We start from the raw sequence: 25869 nt of genomic DNA, 5'->3' as shown, positions 1-25869 counted from the left end.
GAAATCAAAGCAAGAAAGCTCACTTTAATAGAGCAACAACCCTTCACATCGGAGCAATTACCTTGTTTATTTTGAACAAAAAAATACAGGCTTCCATGTGAAGGGTTTTTAATATAACCGTTAGGACGATCTACCTTAAAAAATATTGTCTATACCTCTATATATTCCGATTTCACAACAAAAATTACTATTTTTGTTACAACTGTTAATTACAAACTATGAAAAAAACATTTCTTATAATGGCCATTACAAGCGCAGGAATTTCATTTGCACAGAATAAGATTCAATATCCCGACACTAATAAAGGTGAAACAATTGACGTTTATTTTGACACCAAAGTAAGTGATCCTTACCGTTGGTTAGAAGATGACAAATCCCCTGAGACGGCAGCTTGGGTAAAAGCTCAAAATGAGGTTACTTACGATTACTTAGGCAAGATTCCATTTCGTGAAGAACTTAAAAAGCGCATGGAAAAGCTATGGAATTACGAGAGAATTAGCGCTCCATCTATCGAAGGAAACTACACTTACTATTCTAAAAATGATGGCCTACAAAACCAATCGGTTATTTACAGAAAAGGACATGATAAAAACGAAGAAGTTTTTTTAGATCCTAATAAATTTTCCAAAGACGGTACCTCATCACTTGGTGGATTACACTTTTCTAAAGACGGATCAAAAGCAGCCTACTCTGTTTCAGAAGGAGGAAGTGACTGGAGAAAAGTGATCATCATAGATGCTTTGTCTAAAAAAGTTTTAGAGGATACTTTGGTCGACGTTAAATTTAGCGGCGTTTCTTGGCTGGGTAACGATGGTTTTTATTACTCTAGCTATGACAAACCAAAAGGAAGTGAATTATCAGCCAAAACAGATCAACATAAATTATATTTTCACAAATTAGGTACTGCTCAAAAAGACGACAAAGTTATTTTTGGACTAGATCAAAAACGAAGATATGTAGGTGGTTATGTTACCGAAGACAATCACTACTTAGTGATCACAGCAGCCAATTCTACTTACGGAAACGAGTTGTACATCAAAGACCTTACAAGTCCTAATAGTCCTATTGTCACCATTGTAGACAATTTTAATAGTGACAACTCCATTATTGAAACCGAGGGCAATAAATTGTTTATCGAAACCGATTTAAAAGCACCCAACAAACGTGTTGTAACGGTTGACGTAAGCAATCCAAAACCAGAAAACTGGAAAGATTTCATCAAAGAAACCGAAAATGTTTTATCCCCATCAACAGGTAGTGGATACTTTTTTGCCAACTATATAAAAGATGCTGTTTCGTTTGTACAACAATACGATTATAATGGAAAATTGATCCGTGAAATCAAACTTCCTGCCGTTGGTTCTGCTGGAGGATTTGGAGGAAAAAAAGAAGAAGAGACCTTATATTATAGCTTTACAAATTACACTACTCCTGGAACGATTTTTTCTTATGACCCTAAATCTGGTAAATCAGAAATCTATCAAAAACCAAAAGTTGATTTTAAGAGTGACGATTACGAATCCAAACAGGTTTTTTATACCTCAAAAGACGGAACAAAAATTCCAATGATTATCACCTATAAAAAAGGATTAAAATTAAACGGTAAAAACCCAACTATCTTATATGGTTATGGCGGATTCAATATTAGTTTAACTCCAAGTTTCAGCATTGCTAATGCAGTTTGGATGGAAAACGGAGGCGTTTATGCTGTTGCCAATTTAAGAGGGGGTGGAGAGTATGGAAAGAAATGGCATGATGCGGGAACAAAATTGCAAAAACAAAATGTTTTTGACGATTTTATTGCTGCTGGTGAATATTTAATTGCCCAAAAATATACGTCATCGGATTTCTTAGCCATCCGCGGAGGTTCAAACGGAGGTCTATTAGTAGGTGCCACCATGACACAACGTCCCGATTTAATGAAAGTAGCCTTGCCAGCTGTTGGTGTAATGGACATGTTACGTTACCATACCTTTACTGCAGGTGCAGGTTGGGCCTATGACTACGGAACAGCTCAGGATAACAAAGAAATGTTTGAATACCTAAAAGGATATTCTCCAGTTCAAAATGTAAAAAAAGGAATTAAATACCCGGCTACGATGGTCACTACAGGTGATCATGATGACCGTGTCGTTCCTGCTCATAGTTTTAAGTTTGCAGCAGAACTACAGGAAAAACAAACAGGAAACAATCCCGTTTTAATTCGTATTGATGTAAAAGCAGGTCATGGAGCTGGAAAATCAGTTGCCGCAACTATTCAAGAAAGTGTAGACATTCAAGCCTTTACTCTTTATAATATGGGTTTTAAATCTTTACCTAAAAAGTAAACTTTTAAACTACATCTTTTAGCCATAGACTAAAAGTAGCAAACAGATACATTCAAATCTGTGAGCTTCTTTTAGCCTATGGCTTTTTTTTTACTTGATGCTCTCTACCACTTACTCCTCTTCAACCTGCAAAGCAAAATTCTAGGCATAGGAGGAATATAATTATTAAGAATACCCTATTAATCTACAACACTTCTTTTTTAAATAGTCCTTTTCTCTTACATTTGGAACCAATAAAAAGATAAAAGATGAAAATGGTCAAATGGGGAATTATTGGCTGCGGTAACGTAACCGAAGTAAAAAGCGGCCCTGCTTTTCAGAAAACACCTAACTCCACATTAGTAGCTGTAATGCGAAGAGATGCGGCTCTTGCCGAAGACTACGCAAAGCGTCACAATGTATCGAAATGGTATTCCAATGCTATTGATTTAATCAATGATCCAGAAGTCGATGCCATATACATCGCCACACCTCCTTCTTCACATAAAGAATATACTCTTTTATGTGCCAAAGCTGGAAAACCTGTTTATGTTGAAAAACCAATGGCTTTAAATTTCGAAGAATGCAACGAAATGATAAGCGCTTGCAAAGAACATAACGTCCCTCTATTTGTAGCCTACTACAGAAGAGGCCTTCCTCGATTTTTAAAAATTAAAGAGCTAATCGATCAAAACAAACTTGGAACTATTAGACATGTAAATTGCATTCTGTACCATCCTTTTGAAAAACGCTACGATGATGAAATCAATTTACCCTGGACGGTGTTGCCACATCTTTCAGGTGGTGGAATATTTGTTGATTTAGCTTGTCACACCTTAGATTTTCTTGATTTTGTATTGGGACCAATCCAATCTGTTCGTGGTCATGCCACTTCACAACTTCAGGCCTATCCAGCCGAAGATTCTGTATCCATGTCCTTTTTATTCGAAAATGGAGTCCATGGTATAGGAATTTGGAATTTTGGTAGTTTTGAACGTTACGACAATGTTGAAATTGTGGGAGACAAAGGCAAAATCTCCTTTTCCACTTTTGGAAATGATCCCATACACATTCAATATCCAAATGGCGAAAAGGAAAGCATCACTATTGAAAACCCACTGCATATTCAACAACCTTTAATTGAAACTGTTGTTGCGGAACTTTTGGGCGAAGAAGGAGCTGCACCATCGAATGGAACTTCTGCTGCGAGAACAACCTGGGTAATGGATGAAGTTTTAAAAGAATTCAGAGCCCAAAGCAAATCAGCCGTATAAGTGTGATCAGCAAGTGTCAAATCCCCTATTCTCAATAGGTCATTTATATAAATAAAAAAGAGGATATTCTAAAGTTAGAATATCCTCTTTTTATAAAGTATAATTTGTTTTGAATTACAAACTGTATTTAAGACCTACAGTTAATCCTAAACCTGAAATTCCAACATATGAACTTAATTCGTCCATTGCTTCATTAGGACGTGTTGTGTCTTTAGAATCAGTTGGAGTAGCTGTATTTGGATTAAATAAAGGGTTATTAGAGTTAACGTCTAATCTATCTCTGTAGTTGGTATGAATTTGTGCAGTTGTTCTAGAACCTAGTGCATCATTTCCATTAACTGTGAACTCTGTTGTTTCTTTCGTTTTTCCGTGTACTGTAAAGTTACGGTATTCTAATTCCGCAAAAACAGAAATATTTTTTCCTAATTTATAAGAAGTACCCATAGCAGCAGTAAAACCTAGTGTTGGATTTGGTTTTACTTTATCCACACTATGAATATCACCAAAAGCAGTTGGAGCACCAGTAGGACCAAAAGCAATTGGAGCGTGTGCATCAGTAGTAATTTCTAGATCTCCATGAATTGGAACCAACACACCAACTTTGGTATACGGCTCAAATCCTTTGTGTTCTCCCAAAAACAACACTAAAGCTGGAGCAAGATCAAAAGCAGTAATTTGTCCTACTGATTTGAAATTATACACACCTGCTGGCGTTAAAGGTACATCGGATGTAGTTTGCGCCATAGTTTTGTCTTTACTAGAGTAATAATTAACTCCTAACTCAACCCCTAAACGAGCATTAAATCTATAACCAGCTGTTAATCCCGTTCTAAATCCTTGTCCAAAAGATCCAGTAACGCTTTCTTCAGAAACTAATTTTCCTCCTACATAATTTTTATTTAATGCAGCATTTCCTCCAACTGTTGGAAATTCTGTAGAAGCCGTTTGGTTGAAATAAGACCCACCCAATTTGAAATACCAAGATTCTGGTTTATCTGCATTTTGCGTTTGTGCCATTGTGGCCATAGAACAAACTAATAGTCCTAATAAAAATAGGTTTTTTTTCATAATTCTGATTTAATTAATTTATACAAACTTAGAATATTTTAACATAATGTTCTGGTTTGCGTAGTTAGACTTGGAACGAAAACGTTGTAATTTTAGGCAATAATACTAAAAATATAGTATGCATGCATAATTTTAACGTAAAAAAAACGCAATCCATAAAAATTTAACTGTTAAATTTTAATTAAGCTTAAAATTAATCTGCATTTTCTCCAATTCTTGCAATAACTCGGCTGAAATTTTAATTTTTAACCTTCGACTTGGCATCGTTAATTTGGTTACCACTTTTATTTCTTCCACTTCGGTTACTTCTTGAATCTTGGTTTCTTCTATAGCAGCATCAGCATCTTCGTTTTCATCTACAAAAACGGCATCATCCCCTTCCTCAAAATCGGTGGGAGTTTCTACCTCAACTAAACGCTTTATCTTTTCTAACTCCATAATCTCAAAAGTCACAGAATTATCTCCTTTATTCTCATTAAACAACTGACTCAATTTCTGAATAAACTCCTCTTGCAAATCACTAATATTCAACAATAAAATTAGTTTTTTAGCAAAGGCTTCCAAAATATCCTGCAATTGTCTTATTTCCACGAATTGCATTCTTGGATCAGATTTTTTACCGGTATCGTGATTTACCCAACCATCTTTAATTACAATTTTCAGGAAGGCAAAATTATTCTGAATAAGGAAATGGCGGAACTTTAGATACTCTTCCCCAAAAATCTTAAACTCATAACTTTCATCATATCCTTCTAAATTAAATACTGCCCAACCTTTTCCGTTTTTTGCCACACGGTGCTGCACATTATTAATGATACCCGCAAAGTTTAGATTTTTACCCACATATTCATTCATACTCCTTAATGCTTCTAATCTGGCATTACAGAAGTATTTCATCTCAAATCTAAAATCATCAAGCGGATGCCCAGAAATATAAATCCCTACAACCTCTTTTTCTTTAGCCAACTTTTCCATTGTACTCCAATCTTCACAGGGCGGAACAACAGGCTCATCAATTTGTACTTCACTTGATTCTCCAAATAAACTTACCTGTGATGAGTTTTCATTTTCCTGAAACTTGGAACCATAACGAATGGCTTTTTCATAAAATGTAATTCCATCACCATCATCATGGAAATATTGTGCTCTTGTGGTTCCTTCAAAGGAATCAAAACCTCCAGCCAATGCCAGATTTTCGATTGCTTTTTTATTAGCAGCACGCAAATCGATACGCTTGGCCAAATCAAAAATTGATTTGTATTTACCTTCTTTTCTGCTCTCTACAATGGTTGCCACGGCTCCAGAACCTACTCCTTTGATGGCTCCCATCCCGAAACGTACCGCATATTCATCGTTTACCGTAAACTTATAAAACGACTCATTTACGTCCGGTCCTAAAACCTGTAAGCCCATTCGTTTGCATTCCTCCATAAAAAACGACACCTGTTTGATATCATTCATATTATTAGAAAGAACAGCAGCCATATATTCTGCCGGATAATGCGCTTTTAAATAGGCCGTTTGATAGGCAATCCACGCATAACAAGTCGAGTGCGATTTATTAAAGGCATAACTCGCAAAGGCCTCCCAATCTTTCCAAATTTTTTCCAGAACCTTAGCGTCATGACCTTTTTTTGCAGCTTGTTCCACAAATTTAGGCTTCATCTTATCTAGTACATCCTTTTGCTTTTTACCCATCGCTTTACGCAAAACGTCGGCTTCACCTTTTGTAAAGTCGGCCAGCGATTGCGACAAAAGCATTACCTGCTCTTGATAAACCGTAATTCCATACGTTTCTCCCAAGTATTCCTCACAGGCATCTAAATCGTATTTAATTTCTTCCTCTCCATTTTTCCTTCTTACGAAAGACGGAATATACTCCAATGGTCCTGGACGATATAAGGCATTCATCGCAATTAAATCTCCAAAAACCGTTGGCTTCAGATCTTTCATATACTTCTGCATTCCAGGGGACTCATATTGGAAAATACCAACAGTCTCTCCTCTTTGGAAAAGTGCATACGTTTCCGCATCGTCGATTGGAAATTCATCTGGATTTAAGTCAATACCGTTTCTATATTTTACCAATTTAACGGTATCTTTTATCAAAGTAAGGGTCTTCAGACCCAAGAAGTCCATCTTCAATAATCCCGCACTTTCTGCAACGGAGTTATCAAACTGTGTTACATATAGATCAGAATCTTTTGCTGTGGTAACGGGAACGAAATTCGTGATATCCGATGGTGTAATAATTACACCACAGGCGTGAATTCCGGTATTACGCATAGACCCTTCAAGGATTTTAGCCTGTTGGATGGTCTCCCCAGCCAAATCACCTTCATTGGCAATAGCGATTAACTCTTTTACATTATCAAACTCATCAGAACGAAGGGCTTTTTTAACCTCTTCCTCACTTTCAGAAATAAAACGTCTTAAATTCCATTTAGACGGCATCATCGCCGGAATCAGCTTGGCAATTCTATCGGCTTCAAACAATGGTAAATCCAATACACGAGCCGTATCACGAATCGCCGATTTAGTTGCCATTTTACCATAGGTAATAATTTGAGCAACCTGATTTTGACCGTATTTATTAATTACATAATCCATAACACGACCACGACCCTCATCATCAAAATCGATATCAATATCGGGCATCGATACACGATCCGGGTTTAGGAAACGCTCAAAAAGCAAATCGTATTTAATCGGGTCAATATTGGTGATCCCTAAACAATACGCTACCGCAGAACCCGCTGCAGATCCACGACCAGGACCTACCGAAACGTCCATTTTTCTAGCTTCGGCAATGAAATCCTGTACAATCAAAAAGTAACCAGGATATCCGGAATTCGAAATCGTTAACAACTCAAAGTCCAAACGCTCCTGAATAGATTCCGTAATTTCTCCATATCTTCTTTTGGCACCCTCCATAGTCAGGTGTCGCAAATATTTGTTTTCACCTCGAACGCCTCCATCAGCTTCATCTTCAACTACCACAAACTCTTCAGGAATATCAAATTTAGGAAGCAATACATCACGATAAAGCGAATAAATCTCTACCTTATCTACAATTTCCTGAATATTGATAATAGAATCTGGCAAATCGGCAAAGAGTTTTTTCATCTCTTCTCCCGACTTGTAATAGTATTCCTGATTCGGCAATCCGTAACGATATCCACGACCACGACCAATTGGCGTAGCTTGCTTTTCACCGTCTTTTACACACAACAAAATATCATGTGCATTGGCATCTTCTTTATTTAGATAATAGGTATTATTTGTTGCAATTAATTTCACATTATGCTTCTGAGAGAACTCAATCAGGGTTTTGTTTACCCTATTTTCGTCTTCCTGATTGTGACGCATAATTTCCAAATAAAAGTCATCACCAAATTGCGCCTTCCACCAAATTAGCGCCTCTTCAGCTTGATTTTCACCGATGTTCAGAATTTTACTCGGAATCTCTCCGTATAAATTCCCAGACAACACCATGATATCTTCCTTGTATTTTTCAATAATCGCACGGTCAATTCTGGGCACATAATAAAACCCGTTCGTAAAGGCGATCGATGACATTTTAGCCAGATTATGATACCCATTTTTATTCTTAGCCAATAAGACAACCTGATTTCCGTTGTCTTTTTTGCTTTTATCCAAGTGATTGTCGCAAACATTAAATTCGCAACCCACAATTGGTTTCATTTCAGTTTCAGTTGGTTCTTCCCCACTTTCCACTAAAGCTTTATTTTTGGCAGAAGCCCCCTTATTATGATTCATTACAGCGCTCACAAAGTGAAAAGCCCCCATCATATTTCCGGTATCCGTCATTGCAACAGCCGGCATTCCATTTTTGGCTGTAGCCGCAACAATATTCCCAATGCCGATAGTGGATTGCAAAACCGAAAACTGTGTATGATTATGTAAATGCGCGTATTTTGCCGCTTTAAAATCTTCTCTGTCCGTCGCTAAAACCGTAGGTTCCTTGTCATTCGATTCTAAAGCTCTTAATTGCTCTCTGATTTTATCAGAAGCCGCTTTTAAATTGATGTGTTTTAAACCAATTAATGGAAATTCCTGAGGATTTCTATTTTGAAAATCCTTAAAATACTCCTTGGGAACATCTAATTGTTCTTTGGTAAAAACCTCTCTTCTAATTAATTCTAAAAAACAACGAGTCGTTGCCTCAACATCGGCAGTTGCGTTGTGCGCTTCTGCAAAAGGTTTATTAAAGAGATAACTATGCAACTCCGTCAATGTAGGCAATTTAAACCTTCCTCCACGACCTCCTGGCAATTGCAACAACGAAGCCGTAACTTCTGTACAGGTATCCAAAACCGGCATCGAAGCCATTGGAGATTCCACACCCATTCGATGGAATTCAGCCCCCATGATATTCACATCAAAACCTAAATTTTGACCTACGATAAATTTGGTTTTACTTAAGGCAATATTGAATTTTTCCAAAACCTCTGCCAAATCGATACCATCAGCCTCTGCCAACTCTGTCGAAATTCCGTGGATTCGCTCTGCATCATAGGGTATATTAAATCCTTCTGGCTTTACCAGGTAATCCTGATGTTCGATCAGTTTTCCCATTTCATCATGCAGCTGCCAAGCGATCTGAATACAGCGAGGCCAGTTATCAGAATCGGTTATCGGAGCGTCCCAACGTTTTGGTAATCCAGTTGTTTCGGTATCAAATATTAAGTACATAGTTGTAATTGAAGGGTTTGCAAATTTTAAAAAACACAAAATTTGAACTTCAAATTTAGTCTTTTTTCGGAGAAAGAAAACGCTTATATCACCAAAAAATCATTCTTATCAAGAAATCATTTTTTATCATAAAATACATAAAATTTCATAAAAATACATTTTTTGGATGTCGTAGTATTGGAATGAAAAACAACTATAAAAAAACCTCTCCAAACATATTTTTTATACGTAAAAAAAGAGCTAATTAAGAATTTGTCTTAGGGACATAAAAAATTAAAAATATACCAATTATTACTATTTTTATGCATTTTGTTACATCTTTTCAAAGCAAAAGCGGTATTTTCTATTGATTTTGAGATAAATTTGCAAACTATTAAAATTAAAACCATTCCATAACAATTAATCTAAAAAAGAAAAGTAAAACCAATTTCACCCCTCTCTTCGTTCCCAAAATTGAATGCATAAAAGCGAATCACAATTTGTATTTTAGTTTGGGTATCGTATATAATGAAATATTGAAATTGACTACTTTATATCTTTTTCTAAATTTGTTTTCCTATTATAATTATCAGGGAATTGCTGTGGTTATAGAAATTACAATTAAAAAAAATAAAAAATGAGTAAGACATTATTTGACAAAGTATGGGATTCACATGTAGTACGTAAAATTGAAGATGGACCAGATGTGTTTTTTATTGATCGCCATTTCATTCACGAAGTTACGAGTCCTGTTGCCTTTTTAGGATTAAAAGCTAGAGGCGTTAAGGTTTTATACCCAGAGCGTACTTTTGCCACTGCCGATCACAATACACCAACCATAAACCAACATTTGCCTGTTGAGGATGCATTATCTGCAAATCAACTTAAGGCTCTTGAAGACAATGCAGCTGAATACGGTATTTCTCACTGGGGATTAGGTCATAAAAAAAACGGAATTGTACACGTAGTTGGTCCTGAAAACGGAATTACTTTACCGGGAGCCACTATTGTTTGTGGAGATTCTCATACTTCAACTCACGGAGCCTTTGGAGCCATTGCTTTTGGTATTGGAACCTCTGAGGTTGAAATGGTTTTGTCTACACAATGTATCATGCAGCCGAAACCAAAGAAAATGCGAATCAACGTTAATGGTGATTTGAGCAAAGGTGTTGGACCAAAAGATGTTGCTCTTTATATTATTGCTCAATTAACTACTTCTGGAGGAACTGGTTATTTCGTTGAGTATGCTGGAGATGTTTTCGAAAACATGTCAATGGAAGGTCGTATGACTGTATGTAACCTAAGTATTGAAATGGGTGCTCGTGGTGGAATGATTGCACCAGACCAAAAAACTTTTGACTTCCTAGAAGGAAGATTATACGCTCCAAAAGGTGAAGCTTGGGATAAAGCAGTTGCTTACTGGAAAACCTTAAAAACGGATGCTGACGCAACTTTTGACGCTGAATTAAACATCAAAGCTTCAGACATCGAACCAATGATTACTTATGGTACAAACCCAGGAATGGGAATTGGTATCACCAAACATATCCCTACTGCCAATCAAGTTGAAGGCGGCGAGGAAACCTATAAAAAATCTCTAGCCTATATGGGCTTTCAAGAAGATGACGTAATGATTGGGAAACCAATTGATTTCGTTTTCTTAGGAAGTTGTACCAATGGACGAATTGAAGATTTTAGAGCTTTTACAGAAATTGTTAAAGGAAGAAAGAAAGCTGACAATGTTACTGCTTGGTTAGTTCCAGGTTCACACGTTGTTGAAGCTCAAATTAAAGAAGAAGGTTTGTTGGATATTTTAACCGAAGCTGGCTTTGTATTGCGTCAGCCAGGATGTTCAGCATGTTTAGCCATGAATGATGACAAAGTTCCTGCTGGGAAATATGCGGTAAGTACCTCAAACCGAAACTTTGAAGGTCGTCAAGGTCCTGGCTCAAGAACATTATTAGCGAGCCCAATTATGGCTGCTGCTGCTGCTGTTACAGGAAAACTAACAGATCCAAGAGAACTTTTTTAAATCTCTTTATGCTATAAGCTACAGGCTTTAAGCAAAAAACACAATTTATAATACAACTGCAGCAAAGGCCTAAAGCCCAAAACCTGCAGCCTAAAGCAAAAAACAATGGCATACGATAAATTTAATATCCTTACTAGTAGTGCAGTTCCACTACCAATTGAGAACGTAGATACAGATCAAATCATTCCAGCTCGTTTCCTTAAAGCTACAAAGCGTGAAGGATTTGGAGACAATCTTTTCAGAGACTGGAGATACAACGGAGATGACTCTCCAAAAGCTGATTTCGTTTTAAACGATTCAACGTACAGCGGAAAAATCTTGGTTGGAGGAAAAAACTTCGGATCAGGATCTTCTAGAGAGCATGCTGCTTGGGCAGTTTATGATTACGGTTTTAGAGCTGTAGTTTCAAGTTTCTTTGCAGACATCTTCAAAGGAAACTGCCTAAACATTGGTGTCTTACCTGTTCAAGTAAGCCCAGAATTTGCTGAAATTATTTTCCAAGCCATCGAAGCTGATCCTAAAACTGAGCTAGAAATCAACTTACCAAACCAAACCATTACGTTATTGGCAACTGGTCAACACGAATCATTTGCGATTAATGGATATAAAAAGAACAATATGGTTAATGGCTTCGATGACATTGATTATTTACAAAATATTAAAGAAGATATTGTGGCTTTTGCCGACAAACTTCCTTACTAAAAAATCTCGTTTAGTCTATGAGACCCGACAGATTTTCAAAAAACCTGTCGGGTCTTTCTAAATTAAGCAACTCATTTTATTGAACGCGTTTTAAAGCTTTTTTTTCGACAGTAAAACAAATTTTAAACAATACAATTTTAAATGAAGCCAAATAAGGAGATTCAAAGAGAAGGACAGAATGCTACTCAAATTTTTAACGATCGGACTTTAGCCAAAGATTACAAGTTTTTGCATCAGCTTCTACAACCTGGGATAACCATTCTAGATGTTGGCTGTGGAACAGGCGCAATTTCAAAAGACATTGCCCTTAAGATTGGTCCAGAAGGAAAAGTGATCGGAATCGACAACACAGCAAACTTTATCCAGAGCGGACAAGAGTATTTCAAATCCGTTGCTAATTTAGAGTTAATTGCCGTTGATTTATTTGAATATCATCCTGAGATCAAATTTGATCTTATTGTTTGTGCTAGAACCTTACAATGGTTAACAAATCCAGAAGAAGCATTATTAAAAATAAAGTCATTACTAAAGCCTAACGGACAGGTTTCTATTCTAGATTACGATCACACCAACTTAATCTGGAATCCATTACCTCCAGAAAGCATGCAATCGTTTTACCAAATTTTTCTAAAATGGAGAGCAGATGCAGGAATGAACAATCAGATCGCCGAGGATTTACCTCAATTATTAAAAGATGCAGGTTTTCAATCTGTTGAAAAAATAAATTCTGATGAAGTTTACCATCATCGAGATCTTGATTTCAAATCAAAAATTGGGATTTGGTCTAAAGTAGCAGGCTCAAAACAAATGGTCAACGAGGGATATTTGGCAGAAGCATCTAGATTACAAGCCATCGAAGAATATAATAATTGGATAGAAAATTCAGCTTTTTCGATGACAATGAAACTAAACGAAGTAAGAGGAAAATTATAACAACAACTATCATTTCACTTTAGAAAAGAAATATAGACAATCAATATGGAAAAAAGAAAAATTGAAATAATGGACACAACACTCCGTGATGGCGAACAGACCTCTGGAGTATCTTTTTCTGCTGCAGAAAAACTTACCATTGCACAATTATTGTTGGAAGAATTAAATATTGATAGAATCGAAATTGCTTCTGCTCGTGTAAGCGAAGGTGAATTCCAAGCTGTAAAAGCCATTACCTCTTGGGCTACCGAGAAAGGCTGTATCGAACGTATAGAAGTTTTGTCCTTTGTAGATGGAGGCATCTCGATCGAATGGATGAAAAAAGCCGGTGCAAAAGTGCAGAATTTGCTCACTAAAGGCTCTATGAATCACCTGACACATCAATTAAAAAAGACACCAGAACAACACTTTTCTGAAATTGCCCAAACCATCGCTTTAGCCAAAGAAAACAACATTGAAACCAATGTCTACCTTGAAGATTGGAGTAACGGAATGCGCAATTCCCCAGAATATGTTTTTCAATTTCTAGATTTTCTAGCCACCCAACCCGTAAAAAGAATATTGCTTCCTGATACCTTGGGCGTTTTAATACCAACGGAAACTTTCGAATTTATTTCGAAAATTAGAGCCAAATACCCATCGATTCATTTTGACTTTCACGCTCACAACGATTACGATTTAAGCATTGCCAACGTTATGGAGGCTGTAAAAGCAGGCATCAACGGACTTCATGTCACGGTAAACGGAATGGGAGAACGAGCAGGAAACGCCCCACTTGAAAGTACCGTAGCAGTAATAAACGATTACTTGCCAGAAGTAAGCATCAATATCAAAGAAACTTCTTTATACACCGTTAGTAAATTAGTCGAAACTTTCACCGGATACAGAATCCCTGCCAACAAACCCATTGTCGGTGACAATGTTTTTACACAAACTGCAGGAATTCATGCCGATGGAGATAATAAAAACAATTTATATTTTAACGATTTACTCCCAGAACGCTTTGGAAGAAAACGAAAATATGCATTAGGCAAAACTTCTGGAAAAGCCAATATCGAGAAAAATCTTCAGGAATTAGGTTTAAAACTAAATCAAGAAGATTTAAAATTGGTCACTCAAAGAATCATCGAATTAGGCGACAAAAAAGAAACCGTTACTAAGGAAGACTTACCCTACATTATTTCAGATGTTTTGGACAGCCATACTTATGAGGAAAAAATAAAAATTGAATCCTATATATTAGTCCATTCAAAAGGCATGCGTCCGTCCACCACTTTATGCTTAAAAATTGGCGATGAAATCATCGAAGAAAATGCACAAGGAGATGGTCAGTTTGATGCTTTTATGAATGCTTTATCCAAAATTTACAAGAGTAAAAAATTAACGCTTCCAAAATTGATTGATTACGCAGTTCGAATTCCACCAGGAAGTAGCTCTGATGCTTTGTGTGAAACGATCATTACTTGGGTAAACAACGGAAAAGAATTTAAAACCAGAGGATTAGACTCAGATCAAACAGTTGCCGCGATTATCGCAACTCAAAAAATGCTGAATGTCATTGCTGATTAAAAAAAATAAACATAACAACATAATACCAAAATAATGAAATTTAATATAGCCCTTTTAGCAGGAGACGGAATCGGTCCTGAGGTCATTAATGAAGCTGTAAAAGTATCTGATGCTATTGCAAAAAAATTCAATCACGAAATTACTTGGACACCAGCCTTAACAGGAGCTTGTGCAATTGATGCTGTTGGAGTTCCTTATCCTGATGAAACTCACGAAGTATGTATGAAAGCCGATGCTGTTTTATTCGGAGCAATCGGTCACCCAAAATACGATAACGATCCAAGTGCGCCGGTTCGTCCAGAGCAAGGATTATTATTGATGCGCAAAAAACTAGGTTTATTTGCTAACGTACGTCCAACCTTTACTTTCCCTTCTTTAATTGATAATTCTCCTCTAAAAAGAGAAAGAATTGAAGGAACAGATCTTGTTTTCTTAAGAGAACTAACTGGTGGAATTTACTTTGGAGAAAAAGGAAGAAGAGACAACGGAGAAACGGCTTTCGACAATTGCGTTTACACTAGAGCAGAAGTACAACGTTTAGCTAAAAAAGGTTTTGAACTAGCCATGACACGTAGCAAAAAATTATGTTGCGTTGATAAAGCGAATGTTTTAGAAACATCTCGTTTATGGAGAGAAACGGTTCAAGCAATGGAAAAAGATTATCCTGAAGTTACCGTTTCCTATGAATTTGTTGATGCTGTTGCCATGCGTTTGGTACAATGGCCAAACTCTTACGATGTTTTGATTACTGAAAACCTGTTTGGAGATATCTTAACTGACGAAGCTTCTGTAATTTCTGGTTCAATGGGATTAATGCCATCAGCATCAGTTGGAGAACACACTTCATTGTATGAGCCGATTCACGGATCTTACCCACAAGCAACTGGATTGAATATTGCTAATCCTTTAGCTACAATTTTATCGGCAGCGATGATGTTCGAAGATGCTTTTGGTTTAAAAGCTGAAGCAGAAGCAATTAGAGCAGTTGTAAACAAATCACTAGAACAAGGAATTGTCACTGAGGATTTAGCTCCAAAGGGAAGCAAAGCATACAAAACTAGTGAAGTTGGAGACTGGCTTGTTGAAAACTTATAGTCCACCTTATTTTTCAAGTTTCAAGTATTTCACTTGGAACTTGAAACAAATAAAACATGCCTAAATAAAAAAAGGGATCAATTTTCATTGATCCCTTTTCTGTTATAATATATTGTAGAAAAATATTAATATCCTCCTCTGTTACCACCACGGTCATTACCACCACGGCTGTTTCCTCCACCATAACCTCCGCGTGAATCTCCACCACGACTGTTATTGTTGAAGCTTCTTCTTTCACCTTCTGGTTTCGGTTCAGATTTATTAACCACAATTGCACGACCTTGAACAGTTGCACCGTTCAATTCATCAATTGCTTTTTGAGCTTCGCTATCGTTTGGCATCTCTACGAAACCAAAACCTTTGCTTCTTCCAGTAAATTTATCAGTAATGATCTTAACTGAATCAACTGCTCCGTAAGCCTCGAAAGACTCTCTTAAATCTGCTTCCTCAATACTGAATGGAAGGCTTCCAACAAAAATGTTCATATGTACTTATTTATAATAATGTAGCAAATGTAAACTTATTTTTCTCTAATCTACTATATATTAGCTTATTTATGTTTTTATTTTGATTTAAAACTGCATAATCCAATAAAACCAATCCCTTACAAATTAGTCGAACCACTTGGATCTATAGAAACTTTATAAAAAACACCTTCAGTAAGACTCACTTTTGGTTTTTCTACATCACTTTCATCTAAATTAACAGCCGTTAGTTTAAAAGTTCCCGAAATAGTATTTTCCTTAGTATTGTACTCGGTGATAACGATCTGTCCACTTCCAATTCCTGCGCCAGTAGAAAAATTACCTACTTGCGATTCTAATGTATTGGTATAACCTCCTTTTGAAACCTCATCCACACCTAGTATATAGGTTTGCACTTCAGCTCCTGCCGTTTGTAACATTATTTTCTCATAACCTGCAACACCCTCCACCACGACATTTCCATTAACATTGATATAAGCCTTATAACTTATGGCTCTCCAAAAAACATTATCCTTTAATGTTTGAAATGCTGGATTATTAAACTGTACTGCTTCTGTACAAGATGTCACTATAAAAACAAACGCAACTAAATAAAAGTATTTTTTCATGTTTAAAATGAATTTGCTACAAAAGTATCGCATTTCGTATAAATAAATAAAAATTGACCTCAAAAACAACAAAAAACTAACAAAACTTCAACTCAATTATATTTATTACTGATTCCAAGACATAATTCATAAAAAAATTATATCTTTGCGCCCTTAATTAATAGGGGTCGAGTACCTCAAAATTTAATCACACGATTATGTCAGTAAAAATTAGATTACAAAGACACGGTAAAAAAGGAAAACCTTTTTACTGGGTTGTAGCTGCAGATGCACGCTCAAAAAGAGACGGTAAATACTTAGAGAAAATCGGTACTTACAATCCAAACACAAACCCAGCAACTATCGACTTAAACCTTGATAGCGCAGTTAAATGGTTACACAATGGTGCACAACCAACTGATACTGCTAAAGCAATTCTTTCTTACAAAGGAGCTTTATTGAAACACCACCTTGAAGGAGGTATCCGTAAAGGAGCTTTAACTCAAGAGCAAGCTGATGCAAAATTAGCTGCATGGTTAGAAGCTAAAGCTGGAAAAGTTGACGCTAAGAAAGACGGTTTAACAAAAGCGCAAGCTGATGCTAAAGCAAAAGCTTTCAAAGCAGAACAAGAAGTAAATGCAAAACGTTTAGCTGCTGCTGCACAAGCTGAGGCTGACGCTATCGCTGCTGCTACTCCTGCTGTAGAAGAAGTAACTGAAGTTGAAGCATCAACTGAAGAAGCTGCTACTGAAGAAAATAACGAAACAACTGAAGCATAATTATATTTAGCGAGAATGCGTAAAGAAGATTGTTTTTATTTAGGTAAGATCGCTAAAAAATTTAGTTTCAAAGGAGAAGTCTTGGCTTATTTAGACACGGACGAACCTGAGTTATACGAAAATCTGGAATCAGTGTTTGTTGAATGCAACAAACACTTGGTTCCTTTTTTTATTGAAAAAAGCTCCTTACACAAAAACGATTTTCTAAGAATTCGTTTTGAAGATATGAATACCGAAGAAGATGCTGATGCCATTATGGGTAACGCGATCTATCTTCCTTTGAAGATGTTGCCAAAACTTTCTGGCAACAAATTCTATTTCCACGAAGTTATTGGTTTTGAAATCGAAGATCAGCGTTTGGGCGTTTTTGGCAAAATTGCTGCCGTTAACGACACTACTGCGCAACCTCTTTTCGAAGTTTTAAATGGCGAAGTCGAAATGTTAATTCCTATGATTGATCATTTCTTGATTAAAATCGATCGAGAAAACAAAAAAGTGATCATGAATCTACCAGAAGGATTGGTAGAGATGTACTTGTAACGCTCTTTTCTGAGTCACTAGTTGCAATCCTCTTTTTTCTTATATCACAATTTTCAACCCTTTTAGTAATGTCAAAATTTACTTTCAAGCAATTTTCCATTCAACAAGACAAAACTGCCATGAAAGTAGGGACAGATGGTGTTTTATTAGGTGCTTGGGCCCCGATAAGTCACAATCCGTTTAGTATTTTAGATATTGGTGCAGGAACAGGCATTATTGCTTTGATGCTGGCACAAAGAAGCCAAGCCGAGCAAATAGATGCTTTAGAAATTGATGAAGAGGCTTACGAACAGGCTGTTGAAAATTTTGAAAATTCACCTTGGGGAGATCGTTTATTTTGTTTTCATGCAGGTTTAGACGAATTTATTGATGAACCGGAAGATGAATATGATTTAATTGTTTCCAATCCTCCTTTTTACGCTGAAGACTATAAAACCGAAAACCAACAACGTGATTTAGCTCGTTTTCAAGACGCTATGCCCTTTGAAGAATTAATTGAAGCTGCCGACTTATTCCTTTCTGAAAATGGCGTATTAGCCGTAATTCTTCCCTACAAAGAAGAAGACAATTTTATTGCTTTGGCTAAAGAATCTGAATTATACCCCCTTAAAATCACACGCGTCAAAGGAACCCCAACCTCCAACATTAAGCGTAGCTTATTGGCTTTTAGCCGAAACGAAAACATTGAAACGCAATTCGATGAATTAACTATCGAACTCGAAAGACATCTCTACACTCCCGCCTACACTGAATTGACAAAGGATTTTTATTTGAAGTTTTAAAGCTGCTCAAAAATACTTTTGAACTGATATAAGATTCTCTCAATTAGTCGCAAATCCTGGGTTACAATTTCTGCACTTCCCTTCATTTCTTGCTGAAATATGATTTGTTTTTTATATGAGGTCTGCAGGCCATTGGGTAGACTAACATCTAACAAAAGGTACCCATCTTTATCTGGAACTAAAGAAATATTTTGGATTTTGCCTCTCAGAACACCAAACTCTCTGTCTGGAAAATTCGCTAATCGGATGTTTACAGCCTGCCCTACTTTTATTTTTCCCGAATTTAAAGCTGGAGCCCTTACCTTCCCAACATAACCATTTCTAGCATCAGGAATGATTGAAAAAACATTATCGCCAATATTAATTGTCTGATTAGCTGTCCAAACCTGCAAAAAAGTAACCACGCCACTTACCGACGACTTTAACACATAGGCCAATTCCCAATCTTTAATTACTTTTTTGAGCTGATAAAAAGATTGCGCCATGTTTCTTCCTAAGTTAACCCCCTCTTTAGTCCCGCTTATATGAGAATTCTGACTTAGTTTTTCATTATTAATCAAAGAAGACCTTAACTGAGAAATCGACGATAAGAGACTTCTATAGTTTTTTTGCGCCTGAAGATAACTCAATTTCTTCACTTCCATTTCCTGAGTCGAAACAATGCCCTTATTGAATAAAATTTCAAAACGAGCGACTTCATTTTTTTGAAGTTGCAATTCGCTCTCGTTAATCCCTTTTTGCTGCTGCAAAATACCCAATCGTTCTTTTATTTGAATCTCCTCGGAATGCTGTGCCCTATTTTCCACCTCAAAAGGCTGGAGATCCTTATTCAATTCCTCTGCTTGATAATCCTTTTGAAAAACAGCAAAGGCACTCTCAATCTCTCCTAATTGTGCCCCTTTCAATATGGCAAAAGGAAACACTTTTTTTGCCTCTGTGATTTGATAACCCTCCACTATTTTCTTTAGTAGAAAAACATCTTCATAATTAGCTGTATTCTCAATAATGGCCAATGCACTATTTTTCACAACTATTGCTTTGTCTTTAACCAAAATAGCCTCTATCCTACCCGATGATTTAGACACTATTTTCTCAGGTGGAATAGTAGTTGTAATCACGATTTCCGCCTTTACGACATCAGGGTATTTAACAAACCAAGAAACAAAAAACAACATAAACAAGATCACAAATATCAAAACTGTCCCCCATCGAATCATCCAATGCGGAACTTTAGTGAGGATATCTTGAACTTCTTCACTTCTTAATTCAAATGGAGTAGTATCTTCCTTCATGATTAATTTCCTAATTGTAATTGATTTTTTACCAACTCAAAGTAATTTCCTTTTTGCTGTACTAAGGCCGAATGAGAGCCAATTTCGATAATTTTTCCCTTATCGAGAACCACGATTTGACTGGCATTCATAACCGTACTCAATCGATGAGCAATCACTACCACCGTTTTATCTTTAAAGAAAATATCCAATTTTCGCATAATGTCTTTCTCATTATTAGCATCTAAAGCTGAGGTGGCCTCATCAAAAAATAATATTTCAGGATTTTTATAAACCGCCCTAGCGATGAGCAAACGTTGTTTTTGACCTGTACTCATCCCTAGTCCTTCGGCGCCTATTTTAGTATTATACCCCAATGGCAATTCGCTCACATATTCTTTGATATTAGCCACATCGGCAGCATAAACCAATCGTTCTTTATCCACTTTATCGACACCAAGAGCGATATTATGGGCAATGGTATCACTAAAAATAAACCCTTCCTGCATTACAGCTCCAATTGTCGATCTCCAAGCTTTTTGAGAAATATTTTTCAATTGTGTATTGCCCACCGTAATTTCTCCTTTTTCAGGTTCATAAAATTTAAGAAGCAACTTCATCAGTGTTGTTTTTCCACTTCCGCTAACCCCTACTATTGCCGTTACCTTATTGGCTGGTATTTTTAAAGTTAATTGATCCAGAACTGGAATATCAGTACCGAGGTAGCGATAAGTCAGATTAGTGATCTCAATATCGCAGTCATAAGGCACCTCATTAGTCTGATGCATTTCTTGTTGTGTTTCATCCTCTTTTTCATGAATTTCTGCTAAGCGAGCTAATGATATTTTAGCATCTTGCCACTCTCTAACAAATTCAATAAGTTGTGTTATTGGACCATTTAAACTTCCAACAATGGAGCTAATGGCCAACATCATCCCAAGAGTAATGGAGCCATCAATTACTAATTTAGCAGAAAGAAAGATGATAAAAATATTTTTTAATTCATTGATCACTGACGAGCCAATAGTTTGTGTCTGCTCTAATATTAAGCCTTTTATAGAAACTCTAAACAATCTCGCCTGCACATATTCCCATCCCCAACGTTTTTGTTTTTCAGCATTATGGAGTTTAATTTCTTGCATACCATTAATGAGCTCCATCACTTTACTCTGTTCGTGTGAAACCTCTGAAAAACGTTTGTAATCCAAGACCTCTCTTCGTTTTAAGAATAGAGTAATCCATCCAAAATAAAGCAAACTTCCTGCAAAAAAAACAAAAAATATCTGCAGATTAAAATAAGCTAAAACACCACCCATGACAAACATATTGATTACAGAAAACAATACATTTAAGGAGGATGTAGTCAGGATTCTTTCAATTCTCCGATGATCATTAATACGCTGCATGATGTCACCTGTCATTCGAACATCAAAGAACGAAATGGGCAAATTCATTAATTTAATAAAGAAATCGGAAATAAGTGAAATATTGATTCGTGTGGAAAGATGGAGCAAAATCCAGCTCCGAATTAGTTCTAAACCAATTCTTCCCGCAAAGAGGAACAACTGGGCAAATAGTATCAAATAAATAAAATGAATGTTCTGATTCTGTATGCCGACATCAACAATACTTTGCGTAAGAAAGGGAAAAATAAGTTGCAATACACTACTCGCTAACAAACCAATACTGAGTTGTACCAAAAAAGATTTGTATCGCAACACATATTGGAATAACATTTTAAATCCCAAACCTTTATGATCTTCTTTGTCAAATTCTGATTGAAAAAAATTTGGAGTAGGTTCAATCAATAACACGATCCCTTCCTTGGTCGATTCATCTGCATTATTTCCTATCCAGAATTTAATAAAATCTTGTTTATTATAAGATATCAATCCAAAAGCAGGATCTGAGATGAAATAGGTCTCACTTTTTATTTTATACAGCACCACATAATGATCCTTATTCCAATGCAAAATGCAAGGCAAGGGAGCCTCCTCTAACCTTTTCAAACTTAATTTTACTCCTAGAGTTCTAAAACCAATTTTTTCCGCCGCATCGCCTAAAAAAAGCAAATTACTTCCTTCACGAGTTGTTTCACTAATGTCTCTCAACTCCTGAATCTGAATAGTCTTACCGTAATGTTTAGCTATTATTTTTAAACAGGTAGGGCCACAATCTTTACTGTCAGCTTGTTTATAATTGGTAAACTTTTTCAATTTATTCGGTTTTATCAAGAGCAATTTAACACTATTTTTTTTATAGTGTAAAAAAAAACAGAGAGGAAATAATATTCCCTCTCTGTTCGGTATTCAAAACCTTAATTTAAGTAATCCAATTTCTCTAGGAGCTGGCACTGGTTAACCCTAACCAAATAAAACTAACACAGTGACCAATTTTCCTAAGAATTCCTATATCAATCATCAATACAGGAAATTTGCTCAATGTTCCACGATCGAGCGCCTACAAATTAAAAAAAACATGACTAAATTCTAAAAAAGGCTATATTGTTTTACTTATTTAAAAAATTAAAATGAACAACAAAGATGATTTGTTACGAAAATTCTCGATGTCTTGCCTCACGAACCTGTCTACCAAACGATAGCGAAACTCATCTTAAGCATAATGACATCAATCCAATATCTAGAAATACCACCTTATATTTGTTCTCTACTTGTTTTACTTATTACTTCCTAAACCTCTACTTAACATTTCACGGGTTTACCGTTAGGCGTTTCACCACAAATCTCAGACGGATAATTCCCGCCTATAATGTCCTTTTGTTCTTTTGGGCTTAATTTCTGAGTTTCTACTGTTTTTAAAAATTTCTCTAACATGATACTAGGTTTTTAATCTCTTTGGGTTAATACATTACTCTCTTACAGCCATTTAAAACGCTTTCCACTTTATACAAAGTCATTCTACATTAGGCTATTTTTTCTAAAACTTCAACATCTTCATCAAAATCGTTTAAAAAATACTTCAGTTCACTTAAATCATATTCAGTGGGATATAATTTATCATTTACAATTTTAACTGGTGTATAATTAAAGTTATTTTTAGAACACCATTCATATTGCCGCTGAATTTCCTGCTTAACTAACATGCTAACCGAATCAACATGCCACTTTTTAAGCCATTTCTTTAATCCTATTTTTTTTACATACCAATCTGATACTGCCTCCACTGTTTTTCCAGGTGTGGCTCTATTTATAGCCAAAAGTCTCTCCACAATAACCCTGTAGGGATTCTCTGTGTTTTCCGGATTAATATTAAACAATACGTTTAGAAATATTTTATCTGGAAACCGAATCACCAAATCAAAGGCGTCTTGAAATGTTTTATGACAATGCGCACAACTCGGACTTATAAATATTGAAAGTTTGATAACTGCATTTCTATTTCCAAAATTCAACCCTCTTAAGTCAGAAAATCCGTCTGTATAGGGCACTTTCCTAGATAAGAAATTCAATAAGGAATAATTTCTTTTAAACTTCTTTAATCCTTTAAGTGAATTATCGTTACTCAGAATATTGGTCACTATAGGTTTTGCTGCCACCCAGATTGCCACCATAAAAATCAAAGAGAATAAAAAAGGAAAAACGCTATCGAAATTAAAATCTAACGTAAACAGGTCTGAAGAAAACCAAATAAGGCTTTGCACAAAAATCAACAATGAAACCGTCAAACACATGACGCACCATTTTTGAATTTCAAATTTTTGAATCCAAATGGAGGATACAATAATAGGAATACACAACAAACTTAAAAAGCCAATCAAAATAGATGACTCTAAAGGTTCAATCAAAATGGCTATGAAACTTGAACCAAAGAACATTAACGGTAAATCAGAGAAATTGAGCCATTTATTTTCACTTGCTCCATTGGCATTAAGAACAGCATTACAAGAACTATTGGAACTAAGATTACAAAACTTAGAAATTACACTGTTGTGAAGACCTAATTTTTCCAGTACAATTAAAATACTAACGGCTAGTCCCAAAATGGAAAGCACTAAAAAAACAAGGCTAAATAAATTATAGGCATTGTAGTAAAAAGACAAACCCGTTAGAAACAGAATTGGCAAACTATACTTCAACCAATTCAATCGGATTTTCAGATCTTCTCTAGCAATTACATTATTAGGTTCAATTGCTACGATTATGCCATTCCAGTCTAAAAGAAATTTTTCATAGGCTATTTTCTGATTCCCTCTATGAGTTGCATCAATACGAACAAAGCTTTTCGCCTTTTCGACCAAAACAAGTTCATCTTTAAAATAAGCCAAAAAATTCTGAGGTAAATCCACTATTTGTTCTTTCGAAACCCGTACTGCCGCATTCTCTATCGATAACAGATCTAAGGAGTCTGTTATAGCAAATAAGCTCGGATAATTAGGATGAGAAAGAAACAGATCTTTGAACTCATTCTTAATCTCTGCATACCTATTTATTTGTAGAAATTTTTGGACAATTTTTAACATGACTGGGGGTCTTATTTTTACTAACAACACTACAAATATTGCCGTTTTATTTCTAAAATAAGCGTCAAAAGCACACATTTTATCAATTATACTACATACAATTTATAAATTATATAAGTCACACTAAAGACAACAATCAATTGATTAATAGATAATTACACACAACAAAACTCCTCCAAAACTCGCAAAACCCAAATCTCGATTAAGCGTTTTGCTTTTTCTCTAGTTTTGATAAATCATTAACCTTAATACTTAAAAACATGACAAGTACTAAATTAAATTTCGGAGATTTTGCAAGTGAAAAATTATCTACAAACCAACAAAAAATGGTTCGAGGAGGAGACGGAACAGGTTCAACAACCGACCCTAAAGATCCAATAAAAGGACAAGGAAACGGATCTGTATAAGACGTGATAGGAAATGGTGATTTTGGCATTTCTAGACCAAAATTAAACTAAATATTATTCGCAAACTGAGCTGGAGATACTCCAGTTCTTTTGCGAAATGATTTGGCAAAAGAAACCGCATTCTTAAAACCTACACTTTCTGCAATAGCTTGTGTAGAATATTTACGATACATATGATTTGTAATCATTTCATTAATTACGTAGTTTATTTTAAGTTCATTAGAATACTCACCAAAAGATTTTCCGAATCTCTTATTTACTACATACGATAAATAAGTGGTATTGGTTTTAATTTTTTTCGCCACATATGGCAAAGTAAAATCAGTATTTAGATACTCTAATTTACTTTCTAACAGTAATAATTTTTCAACTATCTTATTTTCTTTGGCTTCGTCTATACTCAGATTGACATTCTCTTTCTTAGACGGAACATCTTCTTCTAGCTCAAGCAGTACAGGTTTTGGATCCCCCTGCTTCTCTAAATTGGCTTTAAACTCTTCAATTAAAGCATTCATTTTTTTATGTGCTTTGTTTTTATCTCGTATGTTTTTTATCAATAAAAATACAATTGCCATAAACAACAAAACATAGAATACCTTTAGTGCCCTATTTAAAAAGACATCATTTTTGTACTTTTCTTGAATGGAGGACATCTCATCTTCCAAATCATTTACACCTAATTTATAATTGACCTCTAAAACTTCATTATTAAGTTTCGTCTCGGACTTCTCATAATTATCTAAGTAGATTTTGGAATATTTATAGGCCAAATCCGGTTCCTTATATATATTATAAATTTTTGCCTGATAATAATTACTTCTCAAAAAAATGGGACTCGTAAGATTGGCAGCGGCTACAATCGAA

General features: G+C 35.7%; 20 protein-coding genes. 11 read left to right on the top strand and 9 right to left on the bottom strand.

From position 1 onward, the window contains the following. The first annotated feature begins 218 nt into the window (after positions 1 to 218). Entirely contained in the window at positions 219 to 2327 is a 2109-nt protein-coding gene (locus tag AC51AA_RS14285; RefSeq protein WP_500702901.1) for a prolyl oligopeptidase family serine peptidase, read from the top strand. Between the two features lie 248 nt (positions 2328 to 2575). After that, complete coding sequence (locus tag AC51AA_RS14280; protein ID WP_500702900.1) at positions 2576 to 3580, top strand: Gfo/Idh/MocA family protein; 1005 nt, start codon at positions 2576 to 2578, stop codon at positions 3578 to 3580. A gap of 114 nt (positions 3581 to 3694) precedes the next feature. Here the strand turns inward: AC51AA_RS14280 and AC51AA_RS14275 are convergent, their stop codons facing one another. Next, positions 3695 to 4648, bottom strand: a complete 954-nt coding sequence (locus AC51AA_RS14275) for an outer membrane beta-barrel protein (protein WP_500702899.1) — start codon at positions 4646 to 4648, stop codon at positions 3695 to 3697. A gap of 177 nt (positions 4649 to 4825) precedes the next feature. Then, entirely contained in the window at positions 4826 to 9364 is a 4539-nt protein-coding gene (dnaE, locus tag AC51AA_RS14270) for a DNA polymerase III subunit alpha (RefSeq protein WP_500702898.1), read from the bottom strand. 616 nt (positions 9365 to 9980) lie between these two features. On the opposite strand from dnaE, the gene leuC reads away from it, so the two are divergent. The 5 genes from leuC (at position 9981) to leuB (ending at position 15674) form a co-directional block, all read left to right on the top strand. Then, on the top strand, positions 9981 to 11375 hold the full coding sequence (gene leuC, locus AC51AA_RS14265) for a 3-isopropylmalate dehydratase large subunit (RefSeq protein WP_500702897.1): 1395 nt from the start codon (positions 9981 to 9983) through the stop codon (positions 11373 to 11375). 105 nt (positions 11376 to 11480) lie between these two features. After that, complete coding sequence (leuD, locus tag AC51AA_RS14260) at positions 11481 to 12077, top strand: 3-isopropylmalate dehydratase small subunit (RefSeq protein ID WP_500702896.1); 597 nt, start codon at positions 11481 to 11483, stop codon at positions 12075 to 12077. A 141-nt stretch (positions 12078 to 12218) separates the two neighbouring features. Further along, the gene (locus AC51AA_RS14255; RefSeq protein WP_500702895.1) at positions 12219 to 13010 is read left to right on the top strand and encodes a methyltransferase domain-containing protein; all 792 of its coding nucleotides are present in this window, start codon (positions 12219 to 12221) and stop codon (positions 13008 to 13010) included. A 45-nt stretch (positions 13011 to 13055) separates the two neighbouring features. After that, on the top strand, positions 13056 to 14579 hold the full coding sequence (locus AC51AA_RS14250) for a hydroxymethylglutaryl-CoA lyase-like TIM-barrel protein (protein ID WP_500702894.1): 1524 nt from the start codon (positions 13056 to 13058) through the stop codon (positions 14577 to 14579). 33 nt (positions 14580 to 14612) lie between these two features. Continuing rightward, entirely contained in the window at positions 14613 to 15674 is a 1062-nt protein-coding gene (gene leuB, locus AC51AA_RS14245; RefSeq protein WP_500702893.1) for a 3-isopropylmalate dehydrogenase, read from the top strand. Between the two features lie 125 nt (positions 15675 to 15799). On the opposite strand, the gene rbp is transcribed toward leuB, so the two are convergent. Next, positions 15800 to 16159, bottom strand: a complete 360-nt coding sequence (gene rbp / locus AC51AA_RS14240; protein ID WP_031454128.1) for an RNA-binding regulator — start codon at positions 16157 to 16159, stop codon at positions 15800 to 15802. Positions 16160 to 16278: 119 nt separating this feature from the next. After that, positions 16279 to 16767, bottom strand: coding sequence for a DUF6252 domain-containing protein (locus AC51AA_RS14235; protein ID WP_500702892.1), 489 nt, complete (start codon positions 16765 to 16767; stop codon positions 16279 to 16281). A gap of 197 nt (positions 16768 to 16964) precedes the next feature. On the opposite strand from AC51AA_RS14235, the gene AC51AA_RS14230 reads away from it, so the two are divergent. The 3 genes from AC51AA_RS14230 (at position 16965) to AC51AA_RS14220 (ending at position 18847) form a co-directional block, all read left to right on the top strand. Then, positions 16965 to 17525, top strand: coding sequence for a 30S ribosomal protein S16 (locus AC51AA_RS14230; protein WP_500702891.1), 561 nt, complete (start codon positions 16965 to 16967; stop codon positions 17523 to 17525). 15 nt (positions 17526 to 17540) lie between these two features. Beyond that, a complete protein-coding gene (gene rimM / locus AC51AA_RS14225; RefSeq protein ID WP_500702890.1) occupies positions 17541 to 18065 on the top strand; it encodes a ribosome maturation factor RimM in 525 nt (174 codons plus the stop codon). Between the two features lie 68 nt (positions 18066 to 18133). Beyond that, positions 18134 to 18847 carry a tRNA1(Val) (adenine(37)-N6)-methyltransferase gene (locus AC51AA_RS14220; RefSeq protein WP_500702889.1) on the top strand — a complete coding sequence of 238 codons (714 nt, stop codon included), beginning with the start codon at positions 18134 to 18136 and terminating at the stop codon, positions 18845 to 18847. Here the strand turns inward: AC51AA_RS14220 and AC51AA_RS14215 are convergent. The 4 genes from AC51AA_RS14215 to AC51AA_RS14200 all read right to left on the bottom strand — a co-directional run bounded on the left by AC51AA_RS14215 (position 18844) and on the right by AC51AA_RS14200 (position 24598). Then, on the bottom strand, positions 18844 to 20139 hold the full coding sequence (locus AC51AA_RS14215; protein WP_500702888.1) for an HlyD family secretion protein: 1296 nt from the start codon (positions 20137 to 20139) through the stop codon (positions 18844 to 18846). The genes AC51AA_RS14220 and AC51AA_RS14215 overlap by 4 nt on opposite strands. A 2-nt stretch (positions 20140 to 20141) precedes the next feature. Beyond that, positions 20142 to 22334, bottom strand: a complete 2193-nt coding sequence (locus tag AC51AA_RS14210) for a peptidase domain-containing ABC transporter (protein ID WP_500702887.1) — start codon at positions 22332 to 22334, stop codon at positions 20142 to 20144. 486 nt (positions 22335 to 22820) lie between these two features. Beyond that, positions 22821 to 22952, bottom strand: a complete 132-nt coding sequence (locus AC51AA_RS14205; RefSeq protein ID WP_500702886.1) for a hypothetical protein — start codon at positions 22950 to 22952, stop codon at positions 22821 to 22823. A gap of 89 nt (positions 22953 to 23041) precedes the next feature. Next, positions 23042 to 24598: a vitamin K epoxide reductase family protein gene (locus AC51AA_RS14200; RefSeq protein ID WP_500702885.1), complete on the bottom strand. Its 1557-nt coding sequence runs from the start codon at positions 24596 to 24598 to the stop codon at positions 23042 to 23044. A gap of 260 nt (positions 24599 to 24858) precedes the next feature. On the opposite strand from AC51AA_RS14200, the gene AC51AA_RS14195 reads away from it, so the two are divergent. Further along, a complete protein-coding gene (locus tag AC51AA_RS14195) occupies positions 24859 to 25005 on the top strand; it encodes an rSAM-modified peptide (protein WP_500702884.1) in 147 nt (48 codons plus the stop codon). A gap of 47 nt (positions 25006 to 25052) precedes the next feature. Here AC51AA_RS14195 and AC51AA_RS14190 read toward each other — a convergent pair whose 3' ends face one another. After that, the gene (locus AC51AA_RS14190; protein WP_369769999.1) at positions 25053 to 25310 is read right to left on the bottom strand and encodes a helix-turn-helix domain-containing protein; all 258 of its coding nucleotides are present in this window, start codon (positions 25308 to 25310) and stop codon (positions 25053 to 25055) included. Between the last annotated feature and the right edge of the window lie 559 nt (positions 25311 to 25869).

It is taken from the genome of Flavobacterium sp. OHVDL-2026-0007 (assembly GCF_059882335.1).
Note: the sequence above shows the minus strand (reverse complement) of the source record. Positions and strands in the feature narration are given on the sequence as shown.